The organism is Legionella stuttgartensis, assembly GCF_977063405.2.
In genome coordinates this window covers 194,140-208,707 of the sequence record NZ_CDRUHA020000056.1, presented here as the reverse complement: position 1 = coordinate 208,707, position 14,568 = coordinate 194,140, and the positions used below count along the sequence as shown (strand labels likewise).

The window sequence follows — 14,568 nt, the reverse complement described above, 5'->3', positions numbered from 1 at the left end:
CCATGACTGAATCGATTAAAAAAATTGTCCTTGCCTATTCAGGAGGCCTGGATACTTCAGTAATGATTCCATGGCTTAAAGAGCATTACCAGCAAGCAGAAATCATCGCCATGGTTTGTGATTTAGGACAAAGTGAAGATTTGGAGGCCATTAAAGAAAAGGCTTTAAAAAGTGGGGCTTCAAAAGCCTATGTGATGAATGTACAAGATGAATTTGTGAGTGAGTATTTATGGCGCTTAGTCAAAGCGGGAGCGCTTTATGAAAATCAATATGTTTTAGGTACGATTTCACGACCTTTAATCGCCCAAAAATTAGTTGAAATTGCAATGCTGGAAAAGGCAGATGCTATTGCCCATGGGGCTACTGGAAAAGGTAATGATCAGGTTCGCTTTGAATACACGGTAAAAGCTTTAGCTCCTGAGCTCAAAATTATCGCACCATGGAGATCTTGGAAGATTAAGTCAAGGCAAGAGGCGATTGAATATGCGAAAGCGCATGGAATTGAGGTACCAGTAACGCCTAAATCTCCTTATTCTCGTGATCATAATCTTTGGTACATTTCACATGAAGGGGGCGTTCTAGAAGATCCAACACAACCTCAACCTGACGATTTATTGCTGATGACTACATCTTTGAAGCAATCACCAAATCATTCAGAGTTAGTGAGCATTGAGTTTAAGCAGGGTGTGCCTGTCGCTCTGAACGCAAAAAAAATGAGTTCGGTGGAGCTACTTAAAGAACTCAATAAAATTGCTGGCTCTCATGGAATTGGAGTGGCGGATATTGTTGAAAACCGATTAGTGGGAATGAAAATCAGAGGCATCTATGAAGCACCTGCAGCGGCAGTTCTTTATAAAGCACATCAGATGCTCGAAAGTTTATGCCTTGATCGTGCAACGTTACATTTAAAACAATCTTTACAACAAACTTATGCCAATATTGTTTATGAGGGACGATGGTTTTCTCAAGCCAAAAATGCATTGGATGCGTTGATTGATGTGACCCAAGAGCATATGACTGGAACCGTCAGTGTGCAGTTATATAAAGGGAACATAATACCTCATGGAATGCATTCGCCATTTAGTTTGCATGATCCTGCTTTGGCGACCTTTGAAGAGGATGAAGTTTATAATCAACAGGATGCTGAGGGATTCATCAATTTATTCTCTTTATCAGCGCAAGTGTATGGCAAGGTACATAAAGGAGAGAAATAATGACGCATAAAACATGGGGAGGGCGGTTTAAGAAGGAACTCGATCCTAGAGTCATGCATTTTAATGCTTCTCTGTCTTTTGATAAGGTGCTCTATGCCCATGATATAGTGGGCAGTCAAGCGCATGCTAAAATGCTTGCACGACAAGGGATTATTTCTGACAGTGATGCCGATTTGATTTGTAATGGATTGAACGAAATAAGTCATGAAATCGAACGGGGTGTCCATGAATTTGATGCATCTAGTGAAGATATTCATATGTTTGTAGAACAATTGTTAATTACTAAAATTGGTGAAGTTGGAAAAAAGCTGCATACAGGCCGCAGCCGTAATGATCAAGTTGCTCTGGACTTAAGATTGTACTCCCGTGATGCTGGGTTACATATTAATACGCTTCTCCAAAATTTAAACCAGATTCTGGAAGAGCTATCTAGACTCCATGCTGATGATAAAATCCCAGGGTATACGCATTTACAACAAGCTCAACCCATTTATTTAGGACATTTTTTTGGTGCCTATTTAGCAATGTTTCAACGTGATTTAGAGCGCTTGCAGGAATGGCAGGCGCGAATGAATCGTTCTCCTTTAGGTGCTGGGGCTTTAGCAGGAAGCACTTTACCTTTGGATCGTAAGTGGGTGGCAGAAACTCTGGGTTTTGATGGGGTGATTGAGAATACTCTGGACGCAGTAAGCGATCGAGATTTTATCATTGAATTTTGTGCTACTGCTTCAATCATTATGATGCATTTGTCACGTTTGGCTGAGGATTTAATTCTTTGGGCAACACAAGAGTTTGGTTTCATTACTCTTGATGACTCTTTTGCAACGGGTTCATCCTTGATGCCTAATAAGAAAAATCCCGATGTCTTGGAGTTAATTAGAGGTAAAAGTGGTAGAGTTTTTGGGCATTTAATGGGTATTTTAACTGTAATGAAAGGGTTACCCCTTGCGTATAACAAAGACATGCAAGAAGACAAAGAATGTTTGTTTGATACAGTAAATACGTTGGCTGTTTGTTTGGATATCATCACTCCTTTTCTGGGGAGCGTGCAATTCAATACCAAGTTAATGGAACAAAAAGCCAACGGTGGCTATTTGAATGCCACTGCGATATTAGAGTCTTTGGTATTACAAGGAGTGCCTTTTAGGGATGCACATCATCAGGTAGGTTTGTGGGTTCAGGCCGCAATTGATAAAAATTGCTCTCTTGATGAGATTATTAAAAACAACAGTTTGTAGTGTTTAACACGGGTGTTGTATCGTTCTGAATATAGCGCAACCATTATGTTTTTTCCCTTCCCCCTTGGGGAGAATGTGCCCTTCAGTTGGATGAGGGGCGATGATGGATGAATAATTGCCCTCACCCTAGCCCTCTCCCATTATTGGGAGAGGGTATTTCATAATAACTAAGCTTCATCCTATCTACGAGCTTCTTGCAGAACACCATTTTTAAAGTAGAATGACATGTACACCATATTATTCTATCGAGTTAGTTATTCATGTTGCATTACAAAACCCAAGGGGGCGTTGAAGTCGAGTGTTCTCAAATTACCCTAGATTATCAACAGGGTATAGAGAATCTTCTTGAACATTTAGATTCACAAAGAGGGGCCTTATTTGCTTCAAGTTTTGAATATCCAGGACGCTATACATGCTGGGATATAGGTTTTTATAATCCGCCCTTAGCTTTTATTTGCAAGCAGAATCTAATTCAAATTGATGCTTTAAATCAACGTGGTAAAATCCTTTTAAAGTTTATTAGTCCATTATTGGAACATGAACAGTTTTTAGAGCTCGTATCGCACAGTGATGCAGTACTCCAAGTTAAAATCCAATCTTCAAGTGAAGTCTTTAGTGAAGAAGAGCGTAGCCATCAACCCTCTGTATTTACAGTAATTCGTCTGATACTGGCCTTTTTTAAACTAGAAGATGAGTCTTATTTGGGGTTGTATGGCGCTTTTGGTTTTGATTTGATTTTTCAATTTGAGGATTTACCAAAACATAAACAAAGAGAACTATCCCAACGTGATATGGTTCTTTATTTACCTGATGAAATTTATGTAGTGAACCATCGCAAAGAAGAAGCACTTCTTCTTCGTTATGATTTCCAATTTCAAGGTCAATCAACGAAATCATTTAAGAGGGATGGTGCATCTGCAGCATACCAATCACCAAATAAACCTGAAAAAGTATGCGATCATTTACCCGGAGAGTACGCCCAGGTTGTAAATAAAGCTAAAGAGCGTTTTGCGTGTGGTGATTTGTTTGAAGTAGTTCCAAGTCAGACTTTTTACACTCATTATGAGGAGCAACCCTCAGCTTTATTCAAGCAAATGCGTCAATTAAATCCATCTCCTTATGGTTTTTTTATTAACTTAGGTGATGGAGAGTATTTGGTTGGTGCATCTCCAGAAATGTATGTGCGGGTCCAAGGAAAAAGAGTAGAAACTTGCCCAATTTCTGGAACTATTAAACGTGGTGCAGATGCAATTGAGGATGCGGAGAACATACAGATCTTGTTGGATTCAAAAAAAGAAGAATCTGAATTAACTATGTGTACTGATGTAGATAGAAATGATAAGTCGCGTATTTGTGAAGCGGGATCTGTAAAAGTAATAGGTCGCAGACAAATTGAAATGTATTCTCGAGTGATTCATACCGTAGACCACGTTGAAGGCACTTTGAGAGAAAATTTTGATGCGGTTGATGCTTTTTTAACTCATATGTGGGTCGTTACTGTGACTGGTGCGCCTAAAATTTGGGCTCTTAATTTTATTGAGGAACATGAAAAATCTCCTCGTAAATGGTATGCAGGTGCTGTAGGTTGGTTTGGTTTTAATGGAAATTTAAATACAGGCTTGATTTTAAGAACTGTGCGTATAGAGAAAGGTGTGGCCGAAATTCGAGTAGGAGCCACCTTGCTTTATGATTCAGTTCCCGAATCTGAAGAGCAAGAGACCCGCTTAAAAGCATCTGCTTTTTTAGATATGCTGCAAAAACGTGGAATCAATCCTCCGCGCACTACAGAACATTTCCCATTAACGGGAAAAGGCAAGCAGGTATTACTAATTGATCACCAGGATTCTTTTGTGCATACTCTGGCGAACTACCTCCGTCAAACCGGGGCGGAAGTAAGTACCGTTCGTTTTGATAAAGCCTTACAGTATTTACAAAATCAAAAATATGATCTTGTCGTTTTATCTCCAGGGCCTGGAAAACCAAGTGATTTCAATTTATCCCAAACAATCGAAACTGTTGTTTCACTGGGTATACCTCTATTTGGGGTATGTTTGGGCTTGCAAGGAATTGTTGAGCATTTTGGTGGGATTTTGGATATTTTAACGTATCCCATGCACGGTAAACCATCAATCATCAACGTGATAGATAAACCAGAATTATTTTCTGGCCTGGAAGCCAGTTTTAAAGCGGGAAGGTATCACTCCCTTTATGCACGATTGAATGCAGTGCCGAAAGAATTAAAAGTTACTGCTATGAGTGATGATGGTGTTGTGATGGCCATTTCGCATCAGCAATTGCCCATTCACGCAGTTCAATTTCATCCTGAAACTATATTGTCTTTAGTTAATCAAGCAGGGCTAAAAATTATTAACAATTTGATGGGGATGGTTTAAGACAATGCGCAATAAGATATTGATGCTTTATGCTGTATCTTTTGTTTTGGGTATTGTGGTTGGTCTTGTCGGGTCAACATTTCGATTATCAATCGACATACTTGGTAACTTATTGAATAATTTTTTTCAGTTTCTTAGTCTTCATGGATGGCCAGCTGGTTTGATTTCGGGGTTGGTATCTATGGTTATGGTTTATGCTGCCTATTTTGCTGTAAAGCATTATGCTCCTCAAGCATCGGGAAGTGGTGTTCCTGAGATTGAGGGCACTTTGCTTCATTTAAAAACCATATTTTGGCGTCGATTATTACCTGTAAAATTCTTTTTTGGAATTTTAGCACTTTCTGCCCAGATGATTTTGGGGCGAGAGGGGCCCACAATTCATATAGGTGGTGGTTTGGGGGAAATGCTCGGAGGCTTATTTAACCTGACCCGACGTAGAAAGGACAGTTTGATTGCTTCAGGAGCTGCTGCGGGCTTAGCTGTTGCATTTAATGCTCCTTTAGCAGGAGTCATTTTTGTCATGGAAGAAATGCGCAATCAATTCAATTATTCTTTTACCAGTTTCAGTATGGTAGTTATTTGTTGCCTTACCGCTACAGTTATTCTTGATTTAATCATTGGTTCTCAACCAACGATTCCAATGGATGTATTTGAGTTTCCTCATCTTGATTCGTTATGGTTGTTTGCTCTATTTGGCATTGTGGTGGGTTTTGTAGGACTATTATTTAATCTCTCTTTGATGAAAACCCTAACTCTGCTGGATAAACTGACTTCAAAACAAAAATCATGTTACGTCCTTATCGTAGGGTTTTTGATTGGTGTCTTAGCAGTTTATCATCCAGCCGCCGTTGGTGGTGGAATGCATATCATTCACCAGGCGTTAACCTTGTCACCTGGATTTGGCCTTTTATGCTTTCTTTTAGTAGTACGATTTATAGGAACGATGGCATGCTATGGAACATCGGTTCCAGGAGGAATTTTTGCTCCTATCCTTGCCATAGGAACTCTTCTTGGTTTGGCCATATTCCATATTTTAGAATTTTTACATATTGATTTATTAACCCAACCAGGGATGTTTGCAGTTGCCGGAATGGCTGCACTTTTTGCTTCATCAACCCGCGCTCCAATAACCGGAGCAGTATTGGTAGTGGAAATGACTCATAATTATTATCTAATTTTTCCAGTGATGATGGCATGTATTACCGCAACTATTGTGTTACAGCTTACTCCGAATGGACCGATTTATGAGCAATTATTAAATCGCGCTCTTCGTTTGGATGCTAAGAAGTTAAATAAATAATGAAGTTATTGACGAAATTGTAGGCTGGATGAAACGAAGTAGAATTAAGGGCGATCTTGTGTATTCGAAAACCCGGGTTCTGCGTCGCTTCACCCGGCTCCACTGTTACAATATATAAGCTTAAAAAATCAATCTATATGCACGACAATTTTTCCGAAATGAGTACCTGATTCCATATGTTGGTGCGCTGCTTCAATTTGCTCCAGCTTAAACTCTGAGTCAATGATGGGAGTTAATTTTTTTGCCCTAAGATCTGCATCCCATGCGTTATGCGCTTCGTTCCACAGTTTGTTTTTTTCTTCAAGAGATTGGGAGCGGAGCACAAAGCCAATAATTTGCAATCTTTTACGCATAATCAGAGCGAGATTGCATTCCACTCTGCTTCCTTTGATGCACGCGATCTGGATGAGTTTGCTTTTAGGTTTTAGTAAGTGCAGATGTTTATCAAAATAATCACCACCTACAAAATCAATGATTAAATCTACACTATGATCCTCAATTAAGTCTTCAAAATCTTGCTTACGGTAATTGATGACTTGATCGGCGCCGAGTTTGTGCGCCTTTTCCAATTTGTCATCAGTTCCTACCGTAGTAATAACATGTGCATGACTTAATTTTGCCATTTGAATTGCCAATGAAGAGATACCACTTCCTGCTCCATGAATCAGTAAGGTTTGTCCTGATTTAAGCTTTCCTAGATCAAACAAAGTGGCATACACGGTGGTTAATGATTCAGGAAGTGCCGCAGCAAGCGCGTAACTCCAAGAATCAGGAACATGATGAGCTAGAGAGGCTTCAACAGGACAAAACTCAGCATAGGCACCACTACCAACTAATCCATAAACCTTATCGCCAGGTTTAAATTGAGTTATATTTGGCCCGACTTCAACTACTTCTCCAGCAACCTCTAAGCCAAGAACCTCAGACTCACCAGTGGGTGGTGGGTATTTACCATAACGTTGCATAATATCAGCTCGATTGAGGGCTGTTGCTTTAACGTGAACTAAAATTTGCGACTTACTGCATTCAGGTTTAGGACCGTTTTCAATGATCAATCGATTGTGTGGTCCAGGATTTTCTATGTGTACGTAGCGCAAAATATTTTCCTTGATTAACGATTAATTGGAGCCCTGGTTTGTCCAGCGGAACCAAGGAGTTTTAGTAACCGAGCATTCCTTGATTGCACTGTGCTGTACTCAGGCTATTTTTACTACTTTACTTAAACATCCATACCTATATAATGCTTATACAGACCCTCTTATATATTGGGCAATGGCTAAATTCAATCACCAACGTCTTTCTGCTTGGCTTTTTATAGTTCCACAACTTGTTGTTACCCTGATGTTTTTTATTTGGCCTGCATGTAATGCATTGTTGCAGTCCTTTTTTTATACGGATGCTTTTGGCCTCCATAAAAAATTTGCAGGATTTTCCAATTTCGTGGATCTTTTTCTCGATCCGAGCTACGGCAAAGCAATAGGGGTAACCTTTATTATTGCGATTAGCGTGACTTTTTTCACGATGAGTTTAGGGCTCTTTATGGCCATATTAGTGAATAATAGAGGTAGGACGCAAGGGGTTTATAAATCTTTATTAATTTGGCCTTATGCCATAGCTCCTGCAGTAGCAGCAATTTTGTGGCGTTTTTTATGTCATCCTACCTTAGGATGGTTGACCCATATTTTACAGTCCTTAGGGATTGATTTTGATTATGTGAATAACGTCAACCAAGCATTTGCTGTGGTAATTCTTACAGCAAGTTGGCAGCAATTCAGTTATAATTTTTTATTTTATCTCGCTGCACTTAAAGCAGTTCCTTCTTCTTTAATTGATGCAGCAATTATCGATGGTGCTTCTGGATGGCAACGCTTTTGGCAAATTATTGTTCCACTTTTATCACCAACTACTTTTTTCCTGTTCATTATGAATTTGATGTATGGTTTTTTTGATACGTTTGGCATTATTCAAGTGATGACGCATGGCGGCCCTGGTAATAGTACGACAAATTTAATTTATAAAGTCTATCAGGATGGGTTTGAAGGAATGGATTTGGGAAGTTCCTCAGCCCAATCGGTATTGCTAATGTTTATTGTCATCATTGTTTCTTTAGTGCAATTTAAATACCTCGAAAAAAAGGTTCATTACGCATGAAATCATATGTCGCTCGTATTTTATCACATGGATTTTTATGTTTTTTTGTTTTTTTGATGTTGTTGCCTGTTTATTTGGCATTTGTTGCTGCCAGTAATGAAGGCAGCGTCATGATGCAGTCTCATATTCCTATAGTTCCAGGTTCTTTATTATTCCAAAATTTAAAGGCCGTGATGACACAAGGATTGTCAGTTACAGGTGGGGAACCTATTACCTCCATGTTATTGAACAGTTTTTTTATGGCTATGGCCATTGCTGTGGGGAAGATTATTTTTGCCCTAGGTTCGGCATTTGCTTTAGTTTATTTCGATTTTCCTTTTAAAAAATTATGTTTTGCCTTAATTTTTACTACCATGATGTTGCCCATAGAAGTCAGAATCGTACCTACATTTCAGGTGGTTGCTTCTTTTGGATTATTAAATTCCTTTACCGGATTAACGTTACCTCTATTTGTGTCTGCAACAGGAACTTTCTTGTTTCGGCAATTTTTCAAAACCATACCTCCTGAGCTTGTTGATGCAGCAAAACTAGATGGAGCAGGGGCCGTCCGTTTCTTTTTTGATATTGTTTTACCTTTATCTAAAACTCAAATTGCATCATTATTCGTTATTTTGTTCGTGTACGGTTGGAATCAGTATCTTTGGCCATTAGTGATTACTACTGAAACAAAAATGGCAACAGTAGTTATGGGCATTCGTTATTTAGCAGGAGTGGCAGATCAAGTTCCACAATGGCATTACATTATGGCTGTTGCATTGATTGCTTTGATTCCACCTTGTATGGTGGTGATGTTAATGCAGCGCTGGTTTGAAAAAGGGTTAAAATAAGCATGGCAACAGTCAGTCTAATTGAAGTTTCGAAGAGTGTTGGATCAACATCGATTCTGAATAACATAAACGTTAGCATTAAAAAAGGCGAGTTTATGGTAATTGTTGGCCCTTCTGGATGTGGAAAAACTACTTTATTACGTTTAATTGCAGGTCTGGATGATATAACTTCTGGATCCATTGAAATTAATAATCAATGTGTTAATGAGATACCTGCAGCAAAAAGAGATATGGCTATGGTTTTTCAAAACTATGCGCTTTATCCTCATATGACCGTATTCGATAATATGGCGTATGGATTAAAAATGAGGCGTTTTAAAAAAGAAGAGATTAAACGCCGAGTACATGAAGCAGCACAATTATTGCATTTAACCCCTTATTTAGAGCGAAACCCCCAATCACTTTCTGGAGGACAAAAGCAAAGAGTTTCCATGGGAAGGGCTATGGTGCGCTCACCAGCAGTTTTCTTATTTGATGAGCCCTTATCGAACCTTGACGCAAAATTGCGAACAGAAATGCGTCATGAAATTCGCCGCTTACACCAACAACTAAATACTACCAGTCTCTATGTAACACATGATCAAACGGAAGCAATGACCATGGCGGAACGTGTTATGGTACTTAATCAAGGTATTGTTGAGCAGATAGGAACTCCCCAGGAACTGTATCAAAAACCAGCTACTTTATTTGTGGCAGGATTTACAGGACAATATCCTATGAACTTAATATCTGGTAGTTATGATAAATCGAGCCACACTGTACATACAGATTACGGGGTTCATTATCCAGTTCCTGAGCTAGTGCAAAATCTTGAAGATAGAGATGAATTAGTTCTGGCGATTCGAGCTGAGCATGTTTTGCTTTGTTCTGAAAATAATCCGCAAGCCATCCCAATCGATGTTGAGTTTGTAGATGATATGGGGGCAGATAAGCTCGTACATGCAAAATGCATCAAAAACGATCGAGCCCTTAATTTGCGTGTTGCTGCGGATCAACCCATCCCAAGTGGACAACTGTGGGTGGAGCTACCTAAAATTAAGTTACATCTTTTTCATAGTAAATCTGGAAAACGTATTGGAGAATGGCGTGAGTAAAGAAAAAAACGAATTAAAACCAATTGATACTCCGGTTTATCGCTATTGGTCTGCATTATATATGTCTTTCTATTCACGCCTTCTTTATGTAGATGTTGGAAAACGGTGGAGGGGACTAGGTATTTTTTATTTTTTGTTGGCTATTGCCGTATTTTCTATCCCATTTGCTGTGAGAATGAGTTTCAGTTTAGATCAATCTTTTAGAGAACAAATTACCGATCCTCTATCAAAAATCCCTGTTTTTTATATACAAAATGGCGAAGTATTTCTTAATAAGCCGATGCCATATTTTGTCAAGAATGACAAAGGTGAAGTAGTTGTGATTATTGATACTACTGACAAAATCAATGATTTTACTACGAATTACCCTTATCTTACGATTTTGATTAATAAAAATAAAATTTCTTTGAAAGTGCCAAGCCTTACTTTGTTTAATATGCCTGAATCAAAGCCAAGCAGAGGGGCTCCTATAGTGCAATCCTTTGATAAAGGAACAAATGTGGTGTTTGATGGTAAAAAGTATGCGGAAAATAGTTCAATACAAAAACTGAAATTTTTCTCAGAACTATTGATTTATCCTATGGTTGTAGCTATGTTTTTTTCTATGTTTTTAGTTATTTTCCTTGTATTAGGATTTTTAGGGCAAGTTTTTTCGAACGTATTCTTTTCATTTAATGTAAGATTTGCCCAATCATGTAGACTTTTGGCTGTTGCTTCAACTCCTATGTTATTAGTCTTGTTCATTTTGTTAATTTTTAATTTTCTTTTTCCAGGTTCAGGCTTCATTTTATCTGCATTACTTGTCATATATTACAGTTTTTCCCTGTATTCTTTACGCGCAGAAAGCAGAAGAGTTGCTCGATTATAAGGTGATAATAGATTGTTAAACCAACTTTGAATTGAGGTCAAATTTGTTTCGAAAATTTTAATTAGAATTTTTATATGGGGTATAGACAATTGGTGACATCATGAAAGAGTTGATTCATTTTGCACATGGAAATGGCTTTCCCGCTTTATGTTATAAGCAAATGCTAAATCATCTCGAGAACGAATTTGATTACTGTTACATTGACAGGATAGGCCATGACCCTTTATTCCCAGTTAGTGAAAATTGGCACAATTTAATATCAGAAGTACTAAGCAGCATTAAAAAGCAAGCCAATCGTCCTGTTATTGCTGTTGGACACTCTTTGGGTGGTGTTCTAAGTTTATTGGCGGCGATCGAGCAACCTGAATTATTCAAAGCGGTAATTATGCTGGATTCCCCTTTAATTGGTACTTTTAAATCAAGTATGGTTCGATTGGCAAAAGCCCTGGGTATTATTGATCGAATTACTCCTGCATTTAGAACCCGAGGACGTAGGATGTATTGGAAAGATCATGATCAATTAATGGATTATTTAAAGACGAGAGATTTATTTAAGACTTTTACAGATGCGTGTTTAAATGATTACATTACCTACGGTTTAGAGTATAAAGATGATGGTTATTATTTGCGCTTTGATAGACATATTGAATATCAAATTTATCGCACTATCCCACATGTCATTCCACATTTTGAAGGTAAGTTATTAATTCCAGCAGCATTAATTTATGGTGACAAAAGTACTGTGGTTGGTAAAATGGATGTGCGCTATATGAAAAAATATTTTAATGTGACAAGCATTAAAACCAAAGGGACCCATTTATTTCCCATGGAGCACCCGGATGTCGTGGCAAAACAGATTATAAAAATTGTGTCTGGTTTAAACTGAAATAGTACTTGGGGTCAGAAGACCCAAAATAATTAAGGAGAATAATGTGCTACATGCTATTTTAACGCTCATGGTTATTGGAGCTGCAGGGATATTGCTTACCAGGCAGGCCGCAATTTCAGTGTGGGCTATTAGCTTTGCTCTATTTACTGCTCTTGTCTTTGCTTATGGTTCTCCGGGGTTGGTGACTCAAATAATACTTGTTTTGATTGAGCTGATTTTAATTGCGGGTGCAATAAAGCCTTTAAGACGAATATTATTATCCAAATATTTTTTTAAAACGGTAAGTAAAGCTATGCCTGCTATGTCAGCAACTGAGCGAGAGGCTTTGGAAGCTGGTACTGTAAGTTGGGAAGGTGATCTATTTAGTGGCGCCCCCGATTTTTCCATACTGAGAAATGCCCCCACTGTTCGATTGACTGATGAAGAACAAGCTTTTCTTGATGGCCCTGTAAATACTCTATGTTCTATGATCGATGACTGGGATGTAACTCACAATCTTACTGATTTGCCTCCAGAAATCTGGCAATTTATTAAAGAAAATCGATTCTTAGGCATGATCATTCCGAAGCGTTATGGCGGTCTTGAGTTTTCTGCTACTGCACAAATGTCGATTTTAGTTAAAATCTATGGTCGTTCAATAACCGCTGCTACAACGATTTCTGTACCTAATTCACTAGGCCCAGGTGAGTTATTGCTTAAATATGGAACGGAAGAACAAAAAAATTATTATTTGCCACGATTGGCTGATGGACGAGAAATTCCATGTTTTGCTTTGACTGGACCTAATGCTGGCTCTGATGCAGCATCAATCCCAGATAAAGGGATAGTATGCCATCAAGAAGTGAATGGTGAAAAAGTATTGGGTATCCGATTAAATTGGGATAAGCGTTATATTACTTTATGCCCTGCAGCGACAGTAATTGGATTAGCATTTAGACTATTTGACCCAGATAATTTATTAGGTAAAAGTGAAGATATAGGTATTAGTTGTGCATTGATACCTGCAAATACCCCAGGTATTAAAAAGGGTCGCCGCCATTTTCCATTAAATACCGGATTTTTGAATGGTCCAACTCAAGGCAAAGATGTATTTATTCCAATGGACTACCTTATCGGTGGAGTGGCCATGGCTGGATGTGGTTGGCGCATGTTAATGGAGTGTTTGAGTGCTGGTAGAGCAATATCCTTACCTTCGAGCGCGAACGGTGGTGCACAAGCAGCTGCTCTAGCCTCCGGAGCTTATGCGCGCATTCGCAAACAATTTAATCAACCAATCGGTAAGTTTGAAGGGATTGAGGAGCCTTTGGCCAGAATTGCTGCGAATACTTATATTATTGATGCTGCTTTAACAATGGCGGCTGCTGCCATTGATAATGGAGCTAAACCTTCTGTAGTGGGTGCTATATTAAAATACCACACCACCGAGCGTGCAAGACAAGTCTCCTGTGACTCTATGGATATCCATGGCGGAAAGGGTATTTGCCTTGGTCCTAATAATTATTTAGGAAGAGGTTATCAAGGATCACCTATTGCAATTACCGTTGAAGGGGCGAATATATTAACTCGTAGTTTAATTATTTTTGGTCAGGGAGCAATTCGCTGCCATCCTTATGTATTTAAAGAACTTGAAAGTATTAGACATAATGACTTGGTTGAATTTGATAATGCATTTTTTGCTCATGCCGGATTTATTCTTGCTAACTTTACCAAATCAGTCATCTTTGCATGGACTGATGCATACCTATCCAAAGCACCGGTGAGTAGTGTGAAGCGATATTACCAACTCGTGCATAAATACAGTGCTAACTTGGCATTTCTTGCTGATTTTTCAATGACTGTTCTAGGCGGGGACTTAAAGCGTAAAGAAAAATTATCTTCACGTCTTGGGGATATGCTGAGTTCATTATATTTGGTTTCAGGCGTCTTGAAACGTTTTCATGAAGACGGTGAACCAAAAGCAGATTTACCTTTAGTTGAGTGGAGTTGTCAGCAATTATTGTACGAATGCGAGACAGCAATGCATGGCGTCATTGTGAATTTTCCAGCGCGTTGGGCACGAATTGTTTTACGCTTGATAATCAAACCTCTGGGTAATCTAAGAAACAAACCAAATGACCAATTAGGTCATAAATTAGCTAGAATGCTAATCGAACCAGGAGAGACTCGTACTCGTGTAACTCGTTTGGTTTATAGTAAGGCTGGAGACAATTGTCCTTTAGGGCGTATGGAGGAAGCCTTCCATAAAATTTGTGCTGCTGAGGAGTTAGAAAGAAAGGTAATGCGAGCAGTCAAAGATAATGTTTTAAAATCACTTACCTTGCTTGATCAGATCAATGAAGCTTTATCTTGTGGGTTATTAAATGAGATAGAGGCTAAGCAATTAAAAGAAGCCGAGTTGGCACGACAAGATGTAATTAAGGTGGATGATTTCAATGATGAGGACCTGCGCCGGCCTCATACAATAAAATCCAATAAAGCAAAAAAAGCTGTAGTTAATAAAGACGATATAGAATCAGAGATGATTTAATTCCTGATTGCAGCGGAGAGCGTATTTCGCTGGAATTCATAACTAGTACAGACCGGGGTCAGCAGTG

General features: G+C 38.7%; 11 protein-coding genes. 10 read left to right on the top strand and 1 reads right to left on the bottom strand.

Translation table 11 applies throughout. The features are described from left to right. The first annotated feature begins 2 nt into the window (after nucleotides 1-2). The 4 genes from ACWTEW_RS15225 to clcA all read left to right on the top strand — a co-directional run bounded on the left by ACWTEW_RS15225 (nucleotide 3) and on the right by clcA (nucleotide 6,145). Nucleotides 3-1,214, top strand: coding sequence for an argininosuccinate synthase (locus ACWTEW_RS15225; RefSeq protein ID WP_454782502.1), 1,212 nt, complete (start codon nucleotides 3-5; stop codon nucleotides 1,212-1,214). Continuing rightward, nucleotides 1,214-2,452, top strand: a complete 1,239-nt coding sequence (gene argH / locus ACWTEW_RS15220) for an argininosuccinate lyase (RefSeq protein WP_454782501.1) — start codon at nucleotides 1,214-1,216, stop codon at nucleotides 2,450-2,452. Before ACWTEW_RS15225 ends, argH begins: the two co-directional genes overlap by 1 nt. 260 nt (nucleotides 2,453-2,712) lie before the next feature. Next, nucleotides 2,713-4,845, top strand: a complete 2,133-nt coding sequence (locus ACWTEW_RS15215) for an anthranilate synthase component I (RefSeq protein WP_454782500.1) — start codon at nucleotides 2,713-2,715, stop codon at nucleotides 4,843-4,845. Nucleotides 4,846-4,849: 4 nt separating this feature from the next. Then, a complete protein-coding gene (gene clcA, locus ACWTEW_RS15210; protein ID WP_454782499.1) occupies nucleotides 4,850-6,145 on the top strand; it encodes a H(+)/Cl(-) exchange transporter ClcA in 1,296 nt (431 codons plus the stop codon). A 128-nt stretch (nucleotides 6,146-6,273) separates the two neighbouring features. On the opposite strand, the gene ACWTEW_RS15205 is transcribed toward clcA, so the two are convergent. Then, a complete protein-coding gene (locus tag ACWTEW_RS15205; protein ID WP_454782498.1) occupies nucleotides 6,274-7,242 on the bottom strand; it encodes an NAD(P)H-quinone oxidoreductase in 969 nt (322 codons plus the stop codon). A 175-nt stretch (nucleotides 7,243-7,417) separates the two neighbouring features. Here ACWTEW_RS15205 and ACWTEW_RS15200 point away from each other — a divergent pair, with 175 nt between their 5' ends. The 6 genes from ACWTEW_RS15200 to ACWTEW_RS15175 all read left to right on the top strand — a co-directional run bounded on the left by ACWTEW_RS15200 (nucleotide 7,418) and on the right by ACWTEW_RS15175 (nucleotide 14,501). After that, complete coding sequence (locus ACWTEW_RS15200; protein ID WP_454782497.1) at nucleotides 7,418-8,296, top strand: carbohydrate ABC transporter permease; 879 nt, start codon at nucleotides 7,418-7,420, stop codon at nucleotides 8,294-8,296. Then, entirely contained in the window at nucleotides 8,293-9,123 is an 831-nt protein-coding gene (gene ugpE / locus ACWTEW_RS15195; protein ID WP_454782496.1) for a sn-glycerol-3-phosphate ABC transporter permease UgpE, read from the top strand. Before ACWTEW_RS15200 ends, ugpE begins: the two co-directional genes overlap by 4 nt. Before the next feature lie 2 nt (nucleotides 9,124-9,125). Further along, a complete protein-coding gene (locus tag ACWTEW_RS15190) occupies nucleotides 9,126-10,217 on the top strand; it encodes an ABC transporter ATP-binding protein (RefSeq protein ID WP_454782495.1) in 1,092 nt (363 codons plus the stop codon). After that, entirely contained in the window at nucleotides 10,210-11,085 is an 876-nt protein-coding gene (locus ACWTEW_RS15185; RefSeq protein ID WP_454782494.1) for a DUF1189 family protein, read from the top strand. The genes ACWTEW_RS15190 and ACWTEW_RS15185 overlap by 8 nt, the downstream gene beginning before the upstream one ends. 100 nt (nucleotides 11,086-11,185) lie before the next feature. Further along, nucleotides 11,186-11,971 carry an alpha/beta fold hydrolase gene (locus ACWTEW_RS15180; RefSeq protein WP_454782493.1) on the top strand — a complete coding sequence of 262 codons (786 nt, stop codon included), beginning with the start codon at nucleotides 11,186-11,188 and terminating at the stop codon, nucleotides 11,969-11,971. A gap of 70 nt (nucleotides 11,972-12,041) precedes the next feature. Further along, entirely contained in the window at nucleotides 12,042-14,501 is a 2,460-nt protein-coding gene (locus ACWTEW_RS15175; RefSeq protein WP_454782588.1) for an acyl-CoA dehydrogenase, read from the top strand. The last annotated feature ends 67 nt before the right edge of the window (nucleotides 14,502-14,568 follow it).

Bases quoted from the DNA above. Each gene is read 5' to 3' on its own strand.
- argH (WP_454782501.1), top strand. From the start codon at position 1,214: ATGACGCATAAAACATGGGGAGGGCGGTTTAAGAAGGAACTCGATCCT.
- ACWTEW_RS15200 (WP_454782497.1), top strand. From the start codon at position 7,418: ATGGCTAAATTCAATCACCAACGTCTTTCTGCTTGGCTTTTTATAGTT.
- ACWTEW_RS15225 (WP_454782502.1), top strand. From the start codon at position 3: ATGACTGAATCGATTAAAAAAATTGTCCTTGCCTATTCAGGAGGCCTG.
- ugpE (WP_454782496.1), top strand. From the start codon at position 8,293: ATGAAATCATATGTCGCTCGTATTTTATCACATGGATTTTTATGTTTT.
- ACWTEW_RS15175 (WP_454782588.1), top strand. From the start codon at position 12,042: ATGGTTATTGGAGCTGCAGGGATATTGCTTACCAGGCAGGCCGCAATT.
- ACWTEW_RS15180 (WP_454782493.1), top strand. From the start codon at position 11,186: ATGAAAGAGTTGATTCATTTTGCACATGGAAATGGCTTTCCCGCTTTA.
- ACWTEW_RS15215 (WP_454782500.1), top strand. From the start codon at position 2,713: ATGTTGCATTACAAAACCCAAGGGGGCGTTGAAGTCGAGTGTTCTCAA.
- clcA (WP_454782499.1), top strand. From the start codon at position 4,850: ATGCGCAATAAGATATTGATGCTTTATGCTGTATCTTTTGTTTTGGGT.
- ACWTEW_RS15190 (WP_454782495.1), top strand. From the start codon at position 9,126: ATGGCAACAGTCAGTCTAATTGAAGTTTCGAAGAGTGTTGGATCAACA.